The 14100-nt window shown below is 66.3% G+C and carries 15 protein-coding genes; 7 read left to right on the plus strand and 8 right to left on the minus strand.

The window, feature by feature from the left end; all coding sequences use genetic code 11:
- Positions 1-25 precede the first annotated feature (25 nt).
- The 5 genes from J5474_RS19160 (at position 26) to J5474_RS19180 (ending at position 3725) form a co-directional block, all read left to right on the plus strand.
- The gene (locus J5474_RS19160; protein WP_209363089.1) at positions 26-568 is read left to right on the plus strand and encodes a flagellar basal body-associated FliL family protein; all 543 of its coding nucleotides are present in this window, start codon (positions 26-28) and stop codon (positions 566-568) included.
- Positions 565-1506 (plus strand): flagellar motor switch protein FliM, encoded by a 942-nt coding sequence (locus J5474_RS19165; RefSeq protein WP_209363091.1) that lies wholly within the window; start codon positions 565-567, stop codon positions 1504-1506. Before J5474_RS19160 ends, J5474_RS19165 begins: the two co-directional genes overlap by 4 nt.
- Entirely contained in the window at positions 1490-1888 is a 399-nt protein-coding gene (locus J5474_RS19170; protein WP_209363093.1) for a flagellar motor switch protein, read from the plus strand. Before J5474_RS19165 ends, J5474_RS19170 begins: the two co-directional genes overlap by 17 nt.
- A gap of 3 nt (positions 1889-1891) precedes the next feature.
- Positions 1892-2521: a MotE family protein gene (locus J5474_RS19175; RefSeq protein WP_209363095.1), complete on the plus strand. Its 630-nt coding sequence runs from the start codon at positions 1892-1894 to the stop codon at positions 2519-2521.
- A 379-nt stretch (positions 2522-2900) separates the two neighbouring features.
- Positions 2901-3725 carry a bifunctional allantoicase/(S)-ureidoglycine aminohydrolase gene (locus J5474_RS19180; RefSeq protein ID WP_209363097.1) on the plus strand — a complete coding sequence of 275 codons (825 nt, stop codon included), beginning with the start codon at positions 2901-2903 and terminating at the stop codon, positions 3723-3725.
- A 149-nt stretch (positions 3726-3874) separates the two neighbouring features.
- Here J5474_RS19180 and J5474_RS19185 read toward each other — a convergent pair whose 3' ends face one another.
- Together J5474_RS19185 and puuE are read right to left on the minus strand one after the other, a co-directional pair.
- Positions 3875-4357: an ureidoglycolate lyase gene (locus J5474_RS19185; protein WP_209363100.1), complete on the minus strand. Its 483-nt coding sequence runs from the start codon at positions 4355-4357 to the stop codon at positions 3875-3877.
- Positions 4354-5766, minus strand: a complete 1413-nt coding sequence (gene puuE, locus J5474_RS19190; protein ID WP_209363102.1) for an allantoinase PuuE — start codon at positions 5764-5766, stop codon at positions 4354-4356. Before puuE ends, J5474_RS19185 begins: the two co-directional genes overlap by 4 nt.
- Before the next feature lie 150 nt (positions 5767-5916).
- Between puuE and uraH the strand changes: the two genes are divergently transcribed.
- Positions 5917-6270 carry a hydroxyisourate hydrolase gene (uraH, locus tag J5474_RS19195; protein WP_209363103.1) on the plus strand — a complete coding sequence of 118 codons (354 nt, stop codon included), beginning with the start codon at positions 5917-5919 and terminating at the stop codon, positions 6268-6270.
- 18 nt (positions 6271-6288) lie between these two features.
- Here uraH and J5474_RS19200 read toward each other — a convergent pair whose 3' ends face one another.
- Positions 6289-7209, minus strand: a complete 921-nt coding sequence (locus J5474_RS19200; RefSeq protein WP_209363104.1) for a LysR family transcriptional regulator — start codon at positions 7207-7209, stop codon at positions 6289-6291.
- A gap of 191 nt (positions 7210-7400) precedes the next feature.
- Here J5474_RS19200 and J5474_RS19205 point away from each other — a divergent pair, with 191 nt between their 5' ends.
- Positions 7401-8642, plus strand: coding sequence for a urate hydroxylase PuuD (locus tag J5474_RS19205; protein WP_209363105.1), 1242 nt, complete (start codon positions 7401-7403; stop codon positions 8640-8642).
- Between the two features lie 87 nt (positions 8643-8729).
- Here the strand turns inward: J5474_RS19205 and J5474_RS19210 are convergent, their stop codons facing one another.
- The 5 genes from J5474_RS19210 to J5474_RS19230 are packed head-to-tail and all read right to left on the minus strand — an operon-like array spanning position 8730 to position 14003.
- Positions 8730-9659 carry an SMP-30/gluconolactonase/LRE family protein gene (locus J5474_RS19210; protein ID WP_209363106.1) on the minus strand — a complete coding sequence of 310 codons (930 nt, stop codon included), beginning with the start codon at positions 9657-9659 and terminating at the stop codon, positions 8730-8732.
- Complete coding sequence (locus J5474_RS19215) at positions 9656-10591, minus strand: ABC transporter permease (RefSeq protein ID WP_209363108.1); 936 nt, start codon at positions 10589-10591, stop codon at positions 9656-9658. Before J5474_RS19215 ends, J5474_RS19210 begins: the two co-directional genes overlap by 4 nt.
- A complete protein-coding gene (locus J5474_RS19220) occupies positions 10588-11511 on the minus strand; it encodes an ABC transporter permease (protein ID WP_209363110.1) in 924 nt (307 codons plus the stop codon). The genes J5474_RS19215 and J5474_RS19220 overlap by 4 nt, the downstream gene beginning before the upstream one ends.
- A complete protein-coding gene (locus tag J5474_RS19225) occupies positions 11511-12923 on the minus strand; it encodes a sugar ABC transporter ATP-binding protein (protein ID WP_209363112.1) in 1413 nt (470 codons plus the stop codon). Before J5474_RS19225 ends, J5474_RS19220 begins: the two co-directional genes overlap by 1 nt.
- 60 nt (positions 12924-12983) lie before the next feature.
- On the minus strand, positions 12984-14003 hold the full coding sequence (locus J5474_RS19230) for an ABC transporter substrate-binding protein (RefSeq protein ID WP_209363115.1): 1020 nt from the start codon (positions 14001-14003) through the stop codon (positions 12984-12986).
- Positions 14004-14100 lie beyond the last annotated feature (97 nt).

The following is a 14100-nucleotide window of genomic DNA, read 5'->3' on the forward strand; positions in this document are numbered from 1 at the left end:
AAACCACAGGCTCAGACGCTGACCAATGGCCGCCACGACATCAGAAACCGAAGCCGCTCCCGGCGGGATGGGTCGCGCCCTCCGGATCGGGCTGCTGGTGCTTGCGTGCCTTCTGGCCGGGGCCGGCGGGGTCGTCTTCTCGCTCGGGCCGTCGCGCATCCTCGCCCTGCTGGACGGCGAGGCGAAGGACAGCGCAGCCAGTCAGGACGGGGGCGGTCTCCAGCCCACGCACGCAGCCGCCCGCGACAAGATCCTCGTGACTCCGTTTCAGGAAATCATCGTCAACATCACCGCGACCACGGCCACGGGGCGGCAAACCAGCCGGTTCCTGAAACTCAACCTGGCGCTGGCCTACGACTCGACCATACCGGGCGCGGAGAACATCGAGACCCGCAAACTCTTCCTCCGCGACAGCTTTCAGGAATACCTCCGGCAGCTGAACGAGGCGGACCTGCAGGGTTCGATGGGTCTGGTGCAACTCAAGGCGGAACTCCTGCGCCGCGCCCGTGCCATATCCGACAGCGAGGCGCCGCAGGAATTCCTTATCGCCGATCTGGTGATCCAATGACCGGCCAGGACACGCTCACCCCCGATACGCGCGCCGTCGAGGAGATGATCGTCGAACGCGCCAAACTGTCCTACGTGCGCCTTCCCATGCTTGAGGTGGTCTTCGACCGGTTCGCGCTCGCACTGACCCAGACGCTGAAGGGCTATCTGGGCGCGATGGTGGACGTGCAGCTCAAGAGCATCGACTACACCTCCTGTCAGGACGCGATGGAAGACCTTCCCGAACCCTCGCTGATCGCCGTCACGGCGGCAGAACAATGGGGTGGGACCATCGCTGCCGTGATGCGAAGCGAATTGCTTTTCAACGTTGTGGAAATCACCTTTGGCGGGCGCTCCGCCAGCGGCAGCAAACACAAGCCGCGCTCCTTTACCGCGATCGAAAAGCGTGTCGGCGAGGGCTTCGTCGTCGCCGTGCTGCACGAACTCTCCGCCGCCTTCGACAAGGTGGCCCCGACCGCCTTCACGGTCAGTCATATCGAAAGCAATCCGCGCGCCCTGCTGCTGGCTCCGCCCTCCAGCGCCTGCGTGCGCGCAATACTCACGGTCGAGATCGAGGACCGCGAGGCGGAAATGTGCTTTGCCCTGCCCAACACTGCTTTTGAAAAGGTCATCGGGGCCCTTTCGCAGCAGTTCACCGGCGGGCAGCTTGGCGGCGACAGCGGTTGGCGCAGCCGGATGACCCAGCTGCTGGAGCTGACCAACGTGCCGGTCACGGCGGTCATGGGCGAGGCCGCCGTGACCCTGCGGCAGGTTCTGGGCTGGGCACCGGGTCAGGTGCTGGATCTCGGCCTGCGGGCCGATGACCCGGTCACGCTGACCTGCGCGGGGCAGACCATCGCGCGGGCCGAGGTCGGGCGCCGCGCCAACGGTCACCTTGCGCTGAAACTTTCCGAGAAATTCCACGGTCCCGAGGAGCAATCCGATGTCCACGCTGATTGATGTCGCCATACTCGTTCTGCTGATCGGAACGTTGTCCTACACCTTCGTCGTGGACCGCCGGGTGCGGCGCATGATGCAGGCGCTAAAGGAAATGCAACCGATGATCGGGTCCTTCTCGGACGCCGTAGACCGGTCCGAAAGCACCGTCTCCGCTCTGCGCAGCATGGGGCAGGCGGAGGGGCTGTTCTCAAACCTCCAGCGCGGCCCGTCCGCCACGGCCTCCGCCTCCACGTCCGGCCCGGCCGAACCAAAGGCCGCGGGTGCCGCAGAATTCCGCAGCCGTCGCGAACGCCCGGCCCGGCCGCAGGGCGCAACCCCGGTTCACGGCAAGTCGGAGTTGGTGCGCGGTTTCTTCGAAACCGTCCGCAAGCGCGAGGTCTGATCCGTGTTCCGCCCCCTGACCGTCATCCTTGCCGGGCTGGCCATTGCTACCGCGGCAAAGCTCGGCGCGACCTTCTTCGACGACCCCGCGCCGCAGCAGGCGCGCGCCGATGGCACCGATGCGCCTCTTTTCGCCGCGGCCTCCGCCGCGGAGGGGGACGACCCGGCGGTGTCTCTGGGCGGCGATGCGGACCTTCCGCTTTGCGAGGCCCCCGAGGCGCTGCTGGCCTCCATCCGGGACGAACGCGAACTGCTGGAACGACAAAAGGAAACCGCCGCGAAGCGCACTGCGGAGCTTGATCTGGCGACCGAGACGCTCGACGTCGAACGCGGGCGGCTCGAAGATCTCAAGTCCGAGGTCGAGAACCTGCTGGCCCGGGTCGAGGCAGCACATACCATGGACGTCGACAGGCTGGTGCTGCTCTACCAGAACATGAAGCCCAAGGACGCCGCCACCATCATGAACGACCTCGACATCGAGGTTACGGTGATGGTGCTGGGCACCATGGCCGAACGCGACGCCGCTCCGATCCTCGCCGCGCTCGATCCCGTGCGGGCAAGGGCTGTCTCGCAGATCATCCTCGAACGCTCGAAACTGCCGGGCGACCAGCGGCTCGACAACCTGAAGTTCTGAACGGCGCGCACTGCGCTCGCACAGCCGCGAACCGCAGTGCTGTACGGAAATCTATCCGGTAATCGGGATTATGGTAAACTGTCGCAGCCCGTGACAGTCCGGATCACATCGGGCGGGTCCACGCCCTGATTACCAGCCTATCCCCGGTCAGCCCCGATTGCCCGCCACAACCAATGGTCTTCTCACGGGAGCCACAAGGGCGATCCAGGCCGGATGGTCGGGCCCCGCCAAAACCCGTGCGCCCACGTAACTTGATCCACCGCGCCCCGGCGCGGATTTTCAAACATTTCAAGGAAGTGTTGTTCAACCTTTCCCGCTTTCGATGAAATACCCCCCGCGCCATACTCCACCAAAGCCCGCGACGATCAGGATCCCATCAATGTCATCACGTTACTATGCGCCCACCGGCGGCCTTCCCGGTCAGGACCAGCTCCTGACCGACCGCGCGATCTTTACCCAAGCTTACGCCGTGATCCCCAAGGGCACGATGCGCGACATTGTCACCAGTTTCCTGCCCAGCTGGACCGACACGCGCCTCTGGGTAATCGCCCGGCCGCTGTCGGGCTTTGCGGAGACGTTTTCCCAATATATCATGGAGGTCCAGCCCGGCGGCGGCTCCGACACGCCGGAGCCGGAAGCCGGCGCGCAAGGTGTGCTTTTCGTCGTGGATGGCGAGGCCACGCTGGCCGTAAACGGGAAGACGCACGTCCTGACCCCCGGCGGCTACGCCTACCTCCCGCCCTCGGCCCAATGGACACTGCACAACCACGGCGAGGCGGCGCTGCGTTTTCACTGGATCCGCAAAGCCTATGAACCCGCACCGGGGCTGGACGAGCCGGACGTTCTGATCCTGAACGAGAACGACATCGCGCCGACGCCCATGCCTGAGACGAACGGGGCCTGGGCCACGACCCGTTTCGTCGATCCGGCGGACCTGCGGCACGACATGCATGTGACCATCGTCACCTTCGAGCCGGGCGGGGTGATCCCTTTCCTCGAAACCCATGTGATGGAACACGGGCTATATGTGCTGGAGGGCAAGGCGGTCTACAAGCTGAACACTGACTGGGTGGAGGTCGAGGCGGGTGATTTCATGTGGCTGCGCGCCTTCTGCCCACAGGCCTGCTATGCGGGCGGGCCGGGGCGGTTTCGTTACCTGCTCTACAAGGATGTCAACCGGCACATGCCGCTGCGGCTGCGTTGAGGGTTGCGCGCCCTTCGCGTTTGCGCGGGCTGGCGCCCACGCTGCCCGGCGGCCAGCCCCCCCGGTCCAGAAGAAGCACGGGGTACAGGTCGGGGTGACGGGCCGCGCGTGGATGCGCCCGCCACTGATCGGGAGCGCGCCGGAGTGGGTCAGGCAATGACCTCATAGGGCGTGTGGAACCAGTATTCCTCGAGGTTCGGCCCCTCCCCGATGCGGTCGACCACGGCAAAGAGGCCGGGGGCGGCAAGCGGGCAAAGTACCCCGTGCCATGTGCCGCGATGATAGTTCACCCCCTGCCCCGGCGCCGTGACGAAGGCGAACGGCGTGCCGGGGCGGCCGTCCTCGTCGGGGGCGACAACCACCAGGAATGGGTCCTGCGTCATGGGCAGGAAAGCCTGGCTGCCGTCGGGGTGGCGTTCCACCATGTCGAGTGCCAACGGCAGACGGCGGGGTTCGGCCCTGAACAGGCTGATTCCGGCGCGGCCATCGACGAAATCCAGCGTGGCGCGGTCGTGGAAGCGCCCGCAGAGCCCCTGGTTGATGATCCGGTCCGGGTCGCCCTGCGCCTCCAGCACCTCGCCGAAGGGGGCGAAGGCCCCGGCCGTCAGCGGTTGGAGAGTGATCTGCGTCATCTGCCCAGCTTCTCCTCGAGGCGCAGCTCGGCGATGCGCTCGACCTGGCGGCAGGCCTCGGCGAACTCCGTGGCGCGGTCATTGTCGATGCGGCGGTGAAAGGCCGCGAGGATGCCCGCCTTCGTGTTGTCCTTCACCGCGATGATGAAGGGAAAGCCGTGCTTTGCGGTGTAGGCGTCGTTCAGACGGGTGAAGGTTGCGCGCTCTTCGTCGGTCAGCATGTCCAGCCCTGCGCCCGACTGTTCCGCTGTCGATTCGGCGGTCAGGCGGCCGGCGGCGGCGAGCTTTCCCGCGAGATCCGGATGGGCGCGCAGAACCTCCAGCCGCTTGCCCTCCGGCGCTGAGCGGAACGCCCGGGCCAGGGCGTTGTGCAGGCCGGCGGCGCTGTCGCTGTGGGGGCCAAGCTCCAGCGCGTGTGCACCCTCGGCGATCCAGGGGCTGTGCTCGAAGATGCCGCCGAATTCCGCGACAAAGGCTTCCCGCGCCATCTCCGAGGGGCGCGGCGTGCTGCGTGGTGGATGCACCGCCGCCCAGTGGTCCGCGATCGCTTCGCGCGTGGCGAACCAGACGCCGTCATGGCCCTGCATGTACGCCATCACGCGCCGCAAGGCCGCCGCGCGGCTGGGGCGGCCGATCAGGCGGCAGTGCAGCCCGATGGACAGCATCTTTGGCGCGCCCGCCTGCCCTTCCGCATAGAGCGTGTCAAAGGCGTCACGCACCATGGCCTCGAAATCGTCGCCGCGAGTGAAGCCCGCCTGAATGGAAAACCGCATGTCGTTGCAATCCATCGTGTAGGGCACGATCAGCTGATCCTTGCCCCCGACCTGCATCCAGTAGGGCAGGTCGTCGGCGTAGCTGTCCGCGATATAGGCGAAATCGCCCTCTTCGGCAGCCAGCGCGATGGTATTCATCGAACAGCGCCCGGTATACCAGCCGCGTGGTGGCGTGCCGACCACCTCCGTATGCAGGCGGATCGCCTCGCGGATCTGCGCGCGCTCTTCCTCCGCGGGCATGTCCTTGTGCTCGATCCACTTCAGCCCGTGAGAGGCGATTTCCCATCCCGCGTCCTTCATCGCCTTCAGCTGGTCGGGCGCCCGCGCCAGCGCGGTGGCGACGCCGTAGACAGTCACCGGCGTGTCCTTCAGCAGGCCGTGCACCCGCCAGAACCCGGCGCGCGATCCGTATTCGTAGATCGTCTCCATGTTCCAGTGCCGTTGCCCCGGCCATGGTTGCGCACCGGTAATCTCCGAGAGAAAGCCTTCGGAGGCGGCATCGCCGTGCAGGATGTTGTTTTCCCCGCCTTCTTCGTAGTTCAGCACGATCTGCACGGCGATCTTCGCGCCGCCGGGCCAGTTGGCCGCGGGCACGGCCGGTCCGTAGCCCGCCATGTCTCGGGGATAACGATCCATTTTCCTCACCTCCGGTGTTTCTCTGCTTGATAAATCATGAAATCCCCCGCGATTATCAAATAATATCAGAAGGAGCCTTTCGCTCCCGCCCCTTTGCCTCCGCACTCCCACAGGGTCTATGAATGGCAAACAGTTCTGGAGAGCCTTGAGATGACCGGATACCTGACAACCCATGTTCTGGATACCGCGCGCGGTTGCCCTGCCGAGGGCCTGAAAATCGCGCTTTTCCGGATCGAAGGCGAAAACCCGACGCATCTGAAGACCCTGACCACCAATGCCGACGGCCGCACCGACGAACAGATCCTGCCGACGGACGAATTCGCCCCCGGCGTCTACGAGCTGGTGTTCCACGCCGGCGATTACCTCGATGCCAGCGGCACCCCCCCGGAAGAGCCGCGCTTCCTCGACGTGATCCCGATCCGCTTCGGCATGTCGGCGGCCTCGCACTACCACGTGCCGCTGCTGCTCTCGCCCTTTGGCTATTCGACCTATCGCGGCAGCTGATCGGACCGGGACATCGCATCAGTCCAGCGGATCGGTTGGCAGGAAGGCCTTCCCTATCCGGTCGATGACAAAGTCCATGAAGATGCGCGCCTTCGGGTCCTGCCTGCGCCGGTGCGTGTAGAGGCAGGCCATCTGGATCGCCTCGGGCGGGGTGCGGGTGGCGACCGGCACCAGCGCGCCCGACTTGAGATGTTCGGACACCTCGAAGACCGGCTTCAGCACGATGCCGTGCCCGGCCAATGCCCAGTCTGTCAGCACGTCGCCATCGTCGGATTCGTAGCGCCCTGTCACGGCAAAGCGGCGCGGGCCTTCGGGCGTCTTCAGCCGCCACTGGAATTCCGCGGCACCGGGAAAACGCAGGTTGAGGCATTCGTGCCGATCCGCGATCAACGCATCGCCGTCCTGCGGCTTCCCACGCCGCGAGACGTAGTCGGGTGCGGCACACAGCACGCGCGGCACGTCGGCGATCTTGCGGATACGCAGGGTGCTGTCCTCCGGCTTGCCCAGGAAAAACGCGAGATCGAGCCCCTCGGTCGTCAGATCCACCTTGCGGTCGCTCAGGCGCAACCGCACGCTGACCTCAGGATATTCCGCCAGAAATGCGGAGACCTGCGGCGCGATCAGCCGCCGCCCGACCCCCAGCGGCGCCGCGACGTACAAGGGCCCCCTCAGGTTCTCCGTCACGTTGACGATCTGCGCCTCGGCGCTTTCCACCGCCTGAAGGATCTCCGTGGCACCGCCATAGAAGGACTTGCCGTGTTCCGTCGGCGTCAGGCTGCGCGTGGTACGCTGGAACAGCCGCACGCCCAGATGATCCTCCAGTTGCGAAATGCGCGAGGACGTCACCGCCGAGGATATGCGCAGATCGCGCCCCGCCGCGGACATGCTGCCCAATTCGTAGACACGGACAAAGGTACGGATATTGTCGAGATAGGACATTTCGGCGTTTCCAGAGCAAGGATCGAAACAGCAACGCTGTCCGCAGCCGACCGAAGCAAGCGGCAGCAGGCGGGTTGGAACACCTGACGCGCATTCTTCGATTTTTTTTGCAGCTGCTTGGCGTTTGCTGCAAATAGCAGGGAAAACCACGATCCGCTACTGTCCCGCCGACCGGGACCTGAGAGGACACCATGTACGATTTCGCAATCATCTGGGACTGGATCGCCTTTTCGGTCCGCTGGCTGCACGTCATCACGGCGATGGCCTGGATCGGCGCATCCTTCTACTTCATCGCGCTGGACCTGATGCTGAAGCCGAACCCCGCCCTGCCCGACGGCGCGCATGGCGAGGAATGGGAGGTCCACGGCGGCGGCTTCTACCATACGGTGAAGTACCTCGTGGCCCCCGCCCGGATGCCGGAGCACCTGACCTGGCACAAGTGGCAGAGCTACAGCACCTGGCTTTCGGGCGCGGCGCTGCTGATGATCCTCTACTGGCTCAAGGGCGAGATATTCCTTCTCGACCCGACCAAGGTCGAACTGGCGCTCTGGCAGGGCATCCTGATCTCCGGCGGCTCACTGACAATCGGCTGGCTGGCCTATGACGCGCTGTGCAAATCGCGGCTGGCGGATCACCCCACCGCCCTGATGCTGTTGCTGTTCGTGATCCTCGTGGCGATGTCCTGGGGCTATAATCAGGTGTTCACCGGGCGGGCCGCGCTTTTGCACCTCGGGGCCTTCACCGCCACGATCATGACGGCCAACGTGTTCTTTCAGATCATGCCGAACCAGCGCATCGTCGTCGCCGACCTGATGGCCGGCCGCACTCCCGACGCGAAATACGGCAAGATCGCCAAGGTCCGGTCGACACACAACAACTACCTCACCCTGCCGGTGGTCTTTCTGATGCTGTCGAACCACTACCCGCTGGCCTTCGGCACACAGTACGCGTGGATCATCGCGTCGCTGGTCTTTCTGACCGGGGTGACGATCCGGCACTACTTCAACACCATGCACCGTACCGGCAAGGGACCGCACTGGACCTGGCCTGTGACGGTGGTCATCATGCTGGTGATCGCGTGGCTCTCCACCCAGCCCGGCATCGAGAGCTACGAGGACAGCGAAGCCCGCGCCCTGACGCCCTACGAGGCGACCTTTGCCTCCGCCGAGGGCTTCGAGGACGCCTATTTCGCGGTGGTCGGCAACTGTTCCATGTGCCACGGGCGCGAACCGTCGTGGGACGGGATCGCATGGCCGCCGAAGGGAGTCGTGCTGGAGACAGCGGCCGACGTTGCCCGCCACGCGGAACAGATCTACCTGCAGGCCGGGCGCAGCCACGCCATGCCGCCGCCCAACGCCATCCAGATGGACCCGGAGGCGCGCCGCCAGATCGTCACCTGGTACAGGGAGGTGACGCGCGGCGAAAAGGGCTGACAACACCTGCCCGCCGGGTTACCACGCCCGCCCCGACTGAAGGCGCTGCCCCCCTCAGGGCGTCCCCCACATCGGCGGCCCGAGAGTTCAGCACAGGTGCCCGCGCGTCCACGGCTCCGCCCCCGCGGCATCGACAAAGACCCGGTAGACCGAAGTTGTGGCAGTGATGAACAGCCGCCGCCCGTCTGCGCCGCCAAAGCAGAGGTTCGACACCAGCTCCGGCACGAGGATCTTGCCCAGCAGTGTTCCGTCGGGGGCAAAGCAATGCACCCCGTCGGCGGCAGAGGACCACAGGTTGCCTGCCGTGTCGCAGCGCATCCCGTCGGGCAGACCCCGATCGATGGTGACAAAAACGCCGCGATCGGTCAGCCGGTCGCCCTCCACGTCGAACTTGCGGATCACGGATGGCACCGCGTCGTCGTGGCTCGACCCGCTTTCGGCAATATACAGCACCCGCTCGTCGGGCGAAAAGCACAGCCCGTTCGGCTGCACGAAGTCCGACACGACCACCGACAGCGCGCCTTCCGGAGACAGCCGATAGACGTTGCGCGCCCCCTGCTCCGGTTCGGCGCTGTAGCCCTCGAAGTTCGAGATGATGCCGTAGGTCGGATCGGTGAACCAAACCGCCCCGTCGCTGCTGACGACTACATCGTTGGGCGAGTTCAACCGCTTGCCTTGCCAGCTATCCGCCAGAACCGTCAGCGTGCCGTCATGCTCCGTGCGCACCACGTCGCGCGCACCGTGGCGGCAGCCCACCAGCCGCCCCTGCCGATCCCGCGTGTTGCCGTTGTTGAAACCGCTGTCGCCCCGGTAAACCGTCACGCCATGCGCCTCCGACCAGCGCATGATCCGGCGTGAGGGGATGTCAGAGAACAGCAGGCAACCGCGGTCGCCGAACCACACCGGCCCCTCGGTCCAGGTGAAGCCCTCGGCGATGCGCTCCAGCTTCGACATGGGATGCACCAGCGCGGAGAAACGCGCATCGCGGATCTCCAGGTGTGGGGGACAGGTGATCATGGGCGGCTCCTCCGGGCGCTGGCAGCAATGACGATGGCGATGATGATGGCGCCGGTGAGAACGCTCTTGACGCCCGCCCCCGCGCCGTAGCTGTTCAGCATGGAGACCACAAGGAACATGAACAGCGCCGCGCCCAGTACGCCTGGCACATTGGAGTTGCCCCCGGCGATGGAACTGCCGCCGATCACCACGACGGCGATGGACATGAGCAGGTACTCCGCCCCCATGTTGAGCGCCGCGCCGCCGGAGAAGCTGGCCAGCAGGTAGCCCGCCAGCGCGGCAAAGACGGCGACCGCAACATAGGTCGCGGCGCGCACCGCCTGCACCGGCACCCCGGCCAGCCGCGCCGCGCGCAGGTTCTGGCCCGACGCCAGCAGCCACCGGCCCCAGACCGACCGTTCCAGCATGACCCATGTGGCCAGTGCGAGCAGGAGCGCCACCCAGGCGACGTTCGGCACGCCCAGCATCCGCCCGGTGGCAAAATCCGCCAACCCCTCTGGCGGCTTGATCCGCAGGCCCCGGTTCGACCAGATCGCCAGCGACTGGTAGATCAGCGATGCCGCCAGCGTGGCGATGATCGGCGGCAGGCGCAGCAGCCAGATCAGGGCAAAGTTCGCCAGCCCCACCCCCAGGCCCGTGGCCAGCGCCACGGCCAGCCCCAGCCAGGCGGTGCCGGGGTCGGACCCCATGACCTTCAGCGCCAGCGTGCCCGCCAGCGTCATGCAGGCCGGGATCGACAGGTCGACGTTGCCCGGTCCCAGCGTGATGACCAGCATCTGCCCCATGCCGACGATGGCGGCGAAGGCGCCGAAGCTCATGGCCGCATAAGCCAGTTCCCCCGCGCCGCGCCCGGCAGTCAGACCCAGCGTCGCGGCAAAGGCCGCTCCGGCAGCGATCCACGCCCAAAGCCACGGTTTCGCAAACCCGCTCATGCCGCCGCCCCCCGCCGCGAGAACAACAGCCGCGCGGTCAGAACAAGGATCAGGATCGCTCCTTGCGCGCCGATCTGCCAATCGGGCGACAGCCGCAGAAAGGACAGGAAGGACGCCGCCAGCGTCAGCGTCAGCGCGCCGATCACCGCGCCCACAGGGCTGACCTTGCCGCCAATGAATTCGCCGCCGCCAAGGATCACACCCGCAATGCTCAGCAACGTGTAGCGCAGCGCGATATTGGCATCGGCGGAGGTCGTCAGCCCGACCAGCGCCATGCCCGCCAGTACGCCGAACAGTCCCGCCAGCCCGTAGGCCAGCGCCTTCAGCTGCGCGACGTTCCAGCCCGCCCGCGCGATGGACCGCGCGTTGCCGCCCACCCCCCGCAGGACCGTGCCTATCCCTGAGCGGATCACCAGCAGATGCGTCACCGCCGCGATAACGATTGCCGCGACCACCGCCATGGGCATCAGGGGCGGTTTTACCGTCATCACCGCGCGCAACCAGCCCGGCGCGGCCCCGCCCGGCGTCGGCAGGATGAACAGCGCAAGACCGCCCCAGACAAAGGACATGCCCAGCGTCACCACGATGGCGGGCAGATCCAGCACATGGATCACCGCCCCCATCGCCGCATAGCCCAGCACCAGCGCGACGAGGATCAGCAACCCAAGCGCGGGCGTGTCGTTCAGGTATGTCGCCGTGACGCAGGCCACGAGGCTCACGAAAGCGCCGAGCGACAGGTCGATATCGTTCACCATGATGATCAGCATCTGCGCGATGGTCGCCAGCGCGATCGGCACCGCGAGGTTGAACAGCAGGTTCAGACCGAAGTAGCTCATCGCCCTCGGCTGCATCCAGAATGTCAGCGCCAACAGCACGGCAAGCGATACCACCGGCAAGAGAATTCGGTATTTCGACAGCATCACGACGCCTCCTGCATCTCGAACGACGCCTCAAGGATGCGCTCTTCGGTGATCTCCGCGCCGGTCAACTCAGCCGAGATCGCGCCGTTGCGGAAGACGAAGACGCGGTCGCACTGGCAGACCTCTTCGGTTTCGGTGGAATACCAAAGAAAGGTGCGGCCCTTCGCGGCCTCGGCCCGGATCATGGCGTAGACGTCCTGTTTCGTGCCCACATCGACGCCGCGCATGGGGTCGTCCATCACGACCACCGCCGCGTCAGAGGCCAGCGCGCGGGCAAAGAGCACCTTCTGCTGATTGCCGCCCGACAGCGACAGGATCGGGTTGTCCAGATCGTCGGTGCGGATACCGATGCGCGCCTTCCACTCCTGCGCCAGGCGGCTCTCGGCGGCGCGGTCCACCAACCCGCGCTTCGCATCGCGTGGCAGTACGGAGATGGAGATATTGCGCAGGATCGACCACAGTGGCAGCACCCCGTCGCGCGGTCTGTCACCGGCGACGAAAACCGCCTGTGCCGCCCTGCCCGCCCGCCAGTCGGAGGTCTGCGAGAAGTAAAGCCGCGCCAGTTCCGCCGCCTGCCCATGGCCCGCGAGCCCCGACAGCCCCACGACCTCGCCCTGCCGGGCCTCAAGCCCGTTCGGCGTGTGGATCACCACCGCGCCGGGTTCGGACCGGGCCGCCTGCTGCGCCACCGCCTCCGTCGCGACATGGCCCATGGCATCGACCAGACCGGAACGGGTGAAATCGTCTGCCGGGCGATCCGCCACCACGCGTCCGTCCTTCAGCACCACGATGCGGCTCGCCACGGCAAAGACCTCGCCCAGCATGTGCGAGATGAAGATCACCGCCCCGCCCGCGGCACAGAACCCCGTCACATGCGACAGCAGCTGTTCCGCGATGCCGGCGTCCAGCGAGGATGTCGGTTCATCCAGGATCACCAGCCGCGCCCGCCCGCCGCGCGGGGCGAACCCGATGGCGATCTCCACCATCTGGCGCTGCGCGATGCTCAGGCTGTCGACTTCGGCATCCGGATCGATGCCGTGGCCGGGAAACACCCGGTCGAGACTCTCGCGGATCTCCGCCCGCGCCGCGCGCCGCCAGCCGAACCCCTTCAGGTTGGGATGCGCGATGCGCAGGTTCTCCGCCACCGTCAGGTTGGGGCACAGCGACAGCTCCTGAAAGACCGATCGCACGCCCTCCGCGCCGCCGGGAAAAGTCACCTCTCCCGCGCTTGGACCGAAGGTGCCGTTGATCAGGTTCACGAGCGTCGACTTGCCCGCGCCGTTGTGCCCCACCAGCCCGAGGCAATCGCCCGGCGCTACAGAAAGGCTCACCCCGTCGAGCGCCTTCACCGGTCCGAAATGCCGGGCCGCCCGTGTCAGCGCGACAACGGGCGCGTTGTCGTCATGGTTCATCTGCGTTCCGTATCCGAAAGCACGCCCCGCCCTACCAATTCAGAAGGGCGGGGCAGGCATTCACTTCGCGGCGGCGATCACCGACTGGGCGTCATCCAGCGCGTAGCTGACGTTCGCCACCGATCCTTCGGGCGTGCTTTCCAGCGCCGCGTCCAGACCGTCCTGCGTGATCTTCAGGAAAGGCACCGTCAGATCCTTCGGCACCTCTTCGCCCGCCAGAATCTGCTGCGCGACCCAAAAGGCCAGCGAGGCGACGCCCGGCGCGATCGACAGCGACATGGTTTCGTAGCCATTCGCGTCGCGCTGCTCTGCCCACCACTTCAGTTCGTCCTGGCGGTTGCCCAGCACGATCAGCGGCGTGGGGCGACCGGCGGCTTCGAAGGCCTGCGCCGCACCGTAGCCGTCACCGCCCTGCGTCACCACGCCGACGACATCGGGCAGCGAGGGCAGCACGCCCGCGACCGCCTTTTGTGCCACGTCCTGCGCCCAGTCGCCATGTACCGAGCCGACGATCTCGAACTGCTTGTGTTCGTCCACGCCTGCATGGATGCCCTTGGAGATTTCGTCATCGACGAAAACGCCCGCGAGGCCACGGATCTCCAGCAGCTTGCCGCCGTCGGGCAGGCGGGTGGCGAGGTAGTCGACCTCTTCCTTGCCCATGGCGGCGAAATCCACCGCGATGCGCCAGGCGCAGGGTTCGGTCACGATGCCGTCGAAGCTGACCACCGTCACGCCCGCGTCGCAGGCTTCCTTGACCGCGCCATTCAGCGCCGAGGGTGAGGCCGCATTGACGACGATTGCGTCATAACCCTGCAGGATCATGTTCTGGATCTGCGCCGCCTGCTCCGTCGCCTGGTTCTCCGAGGTGGTGAAGGCATCGGCCGCAGCCACCACGCCATCCGCCACGGCCTGCGTCGCGGTCTCTTCCCAGGTCTGCAGCATGGCCTGACGCCACGAGTTTCCGGCATAGTTGTTGGACAGCGCGATCCGCTTGTCCGCCGTATCCGCCAGATGGCTTTCCGCATGTGCGCCACCGGCCAGAAGGGCCAGCGTCGCCGCCCCCATCAGAAACGTCTTCATGGTTCTCCTCCCCGCGCGCTTGCGCGCTTTGTCATCCCCGCGCGCCTGCGCTTTGTAATCCCGGCGCGTTGCGCGTGCTTCCTCCCCCCGCCGCCGG

Source organism: Sagittula salina, assembly GCF_017813235.1.
GTDB classification, from domain to species: domain Bacteria; phylum Pseudomonadota; class Alphaproteobacteria; order Rhodobacterales; family Rhodobacteraceae; genus Sagittula; species Sagittula salina.

Excerpts from the sequence above, each read along its gene's own strand:
- J5474_RS19230 (WP_209363115.1), bottom strand. The coding sequence starts at position 14,003 with ATGAAGACGTTTCTGATGGGGGCGGCGACGCTGGCCCTTCTGGCCGGT.
- J5474_RS19160 (WP_209363089.1), top strand. The coding sequence starts at position 26 with ATGGCCGCCACGACATCAGAAACCGAAGCCGCTCCCGGCGGGATGGGT.
- puuE (WP_209363102.1), bottom strand. The coding sequence starts at position 5,766 with ATGGATCGTTATCCCCGAGACATGGCGGGCTACGGACCGGCCGTGCCC.
- J5474_RS19185 (WP_209363100.1), bottom strand. The coding sequence starts at position 4,357 with ATGACGCAGATCACTCTCCAACCGCTGACGGCCGGGGCCTTCGCCCCC.
- J5474_RS19210 (WP_209363106.1), bottom strand. The coding sequence starts at position 9,659 with ATGATCACCTGTCCCCCACACCTGGAGATCCGCGATGCGCGTTTCTCC.
- J5474_RS19220 (WP_209363110.1), bottom strand. The coding sequence starts at position 11,511 with ATGCTGTCGAAATACCGAATTCTCTTGCCGGTGGTATCGCTTGCCGTG.
- J5474_RS19225 (WP_209363112.1), bottom strand. The coding sequence starts at position 12,923 with ATGAACCATGACGACAACGCGCCCGTTGTCGCGCTGACACGGGCGGCC.
- uraH (WP_209363103.1), top strand. The coding sequence starts at position 5,917 with ATGACCGGATACCTGACAACCCATGTTCTGGATACCGCGCGCGGTTGC.
- J5474_RS19200 (WP_209363104.1), bottom strand. The coding sequence starts at position 7,209 with ATGTCCTATCTCGACAATATCCGTACCTTTGTCCGTGTCTACGAATTG.
- J5474_RS19170 (WP_209363093.1), top strand. The coding sequence starts at position 1,490 with ATGTCCACGCTGATTGATGTCGCCATACTCGTTCTGCTGATCGGAACG.
- J5474_RS19165 (WP_209363091.1), top strand. The coding sequence starts at position 565 with ATGACCGGCCAGGACACGCTCACCCCCGATACGCGCGCCGTCGAGGAG.
- J5474_RS19205 (WP_209363105.1), top strand. The coding sequence starts at position 7,401 with ATGTACGATTTCGCAATCATCTGGGACTGGATCGCCTTTTCGGTCCGC.
- J5474_RS19180 (WP_209363097.1), top strand. The coding sequence starts at position 2,901 with ATGTCATCACGTTACTATGCGCCCACCGGCGGCCTTCCCGGTCAGGAC.
- J5474_RS19215 (WP_209363108.1), bottom strand. The coding sequence starts at position 10,591 with ATGAGCGGGTTTGCGAAACCGTGGCTTTGGGCGTGGATCGCTGCCGGA.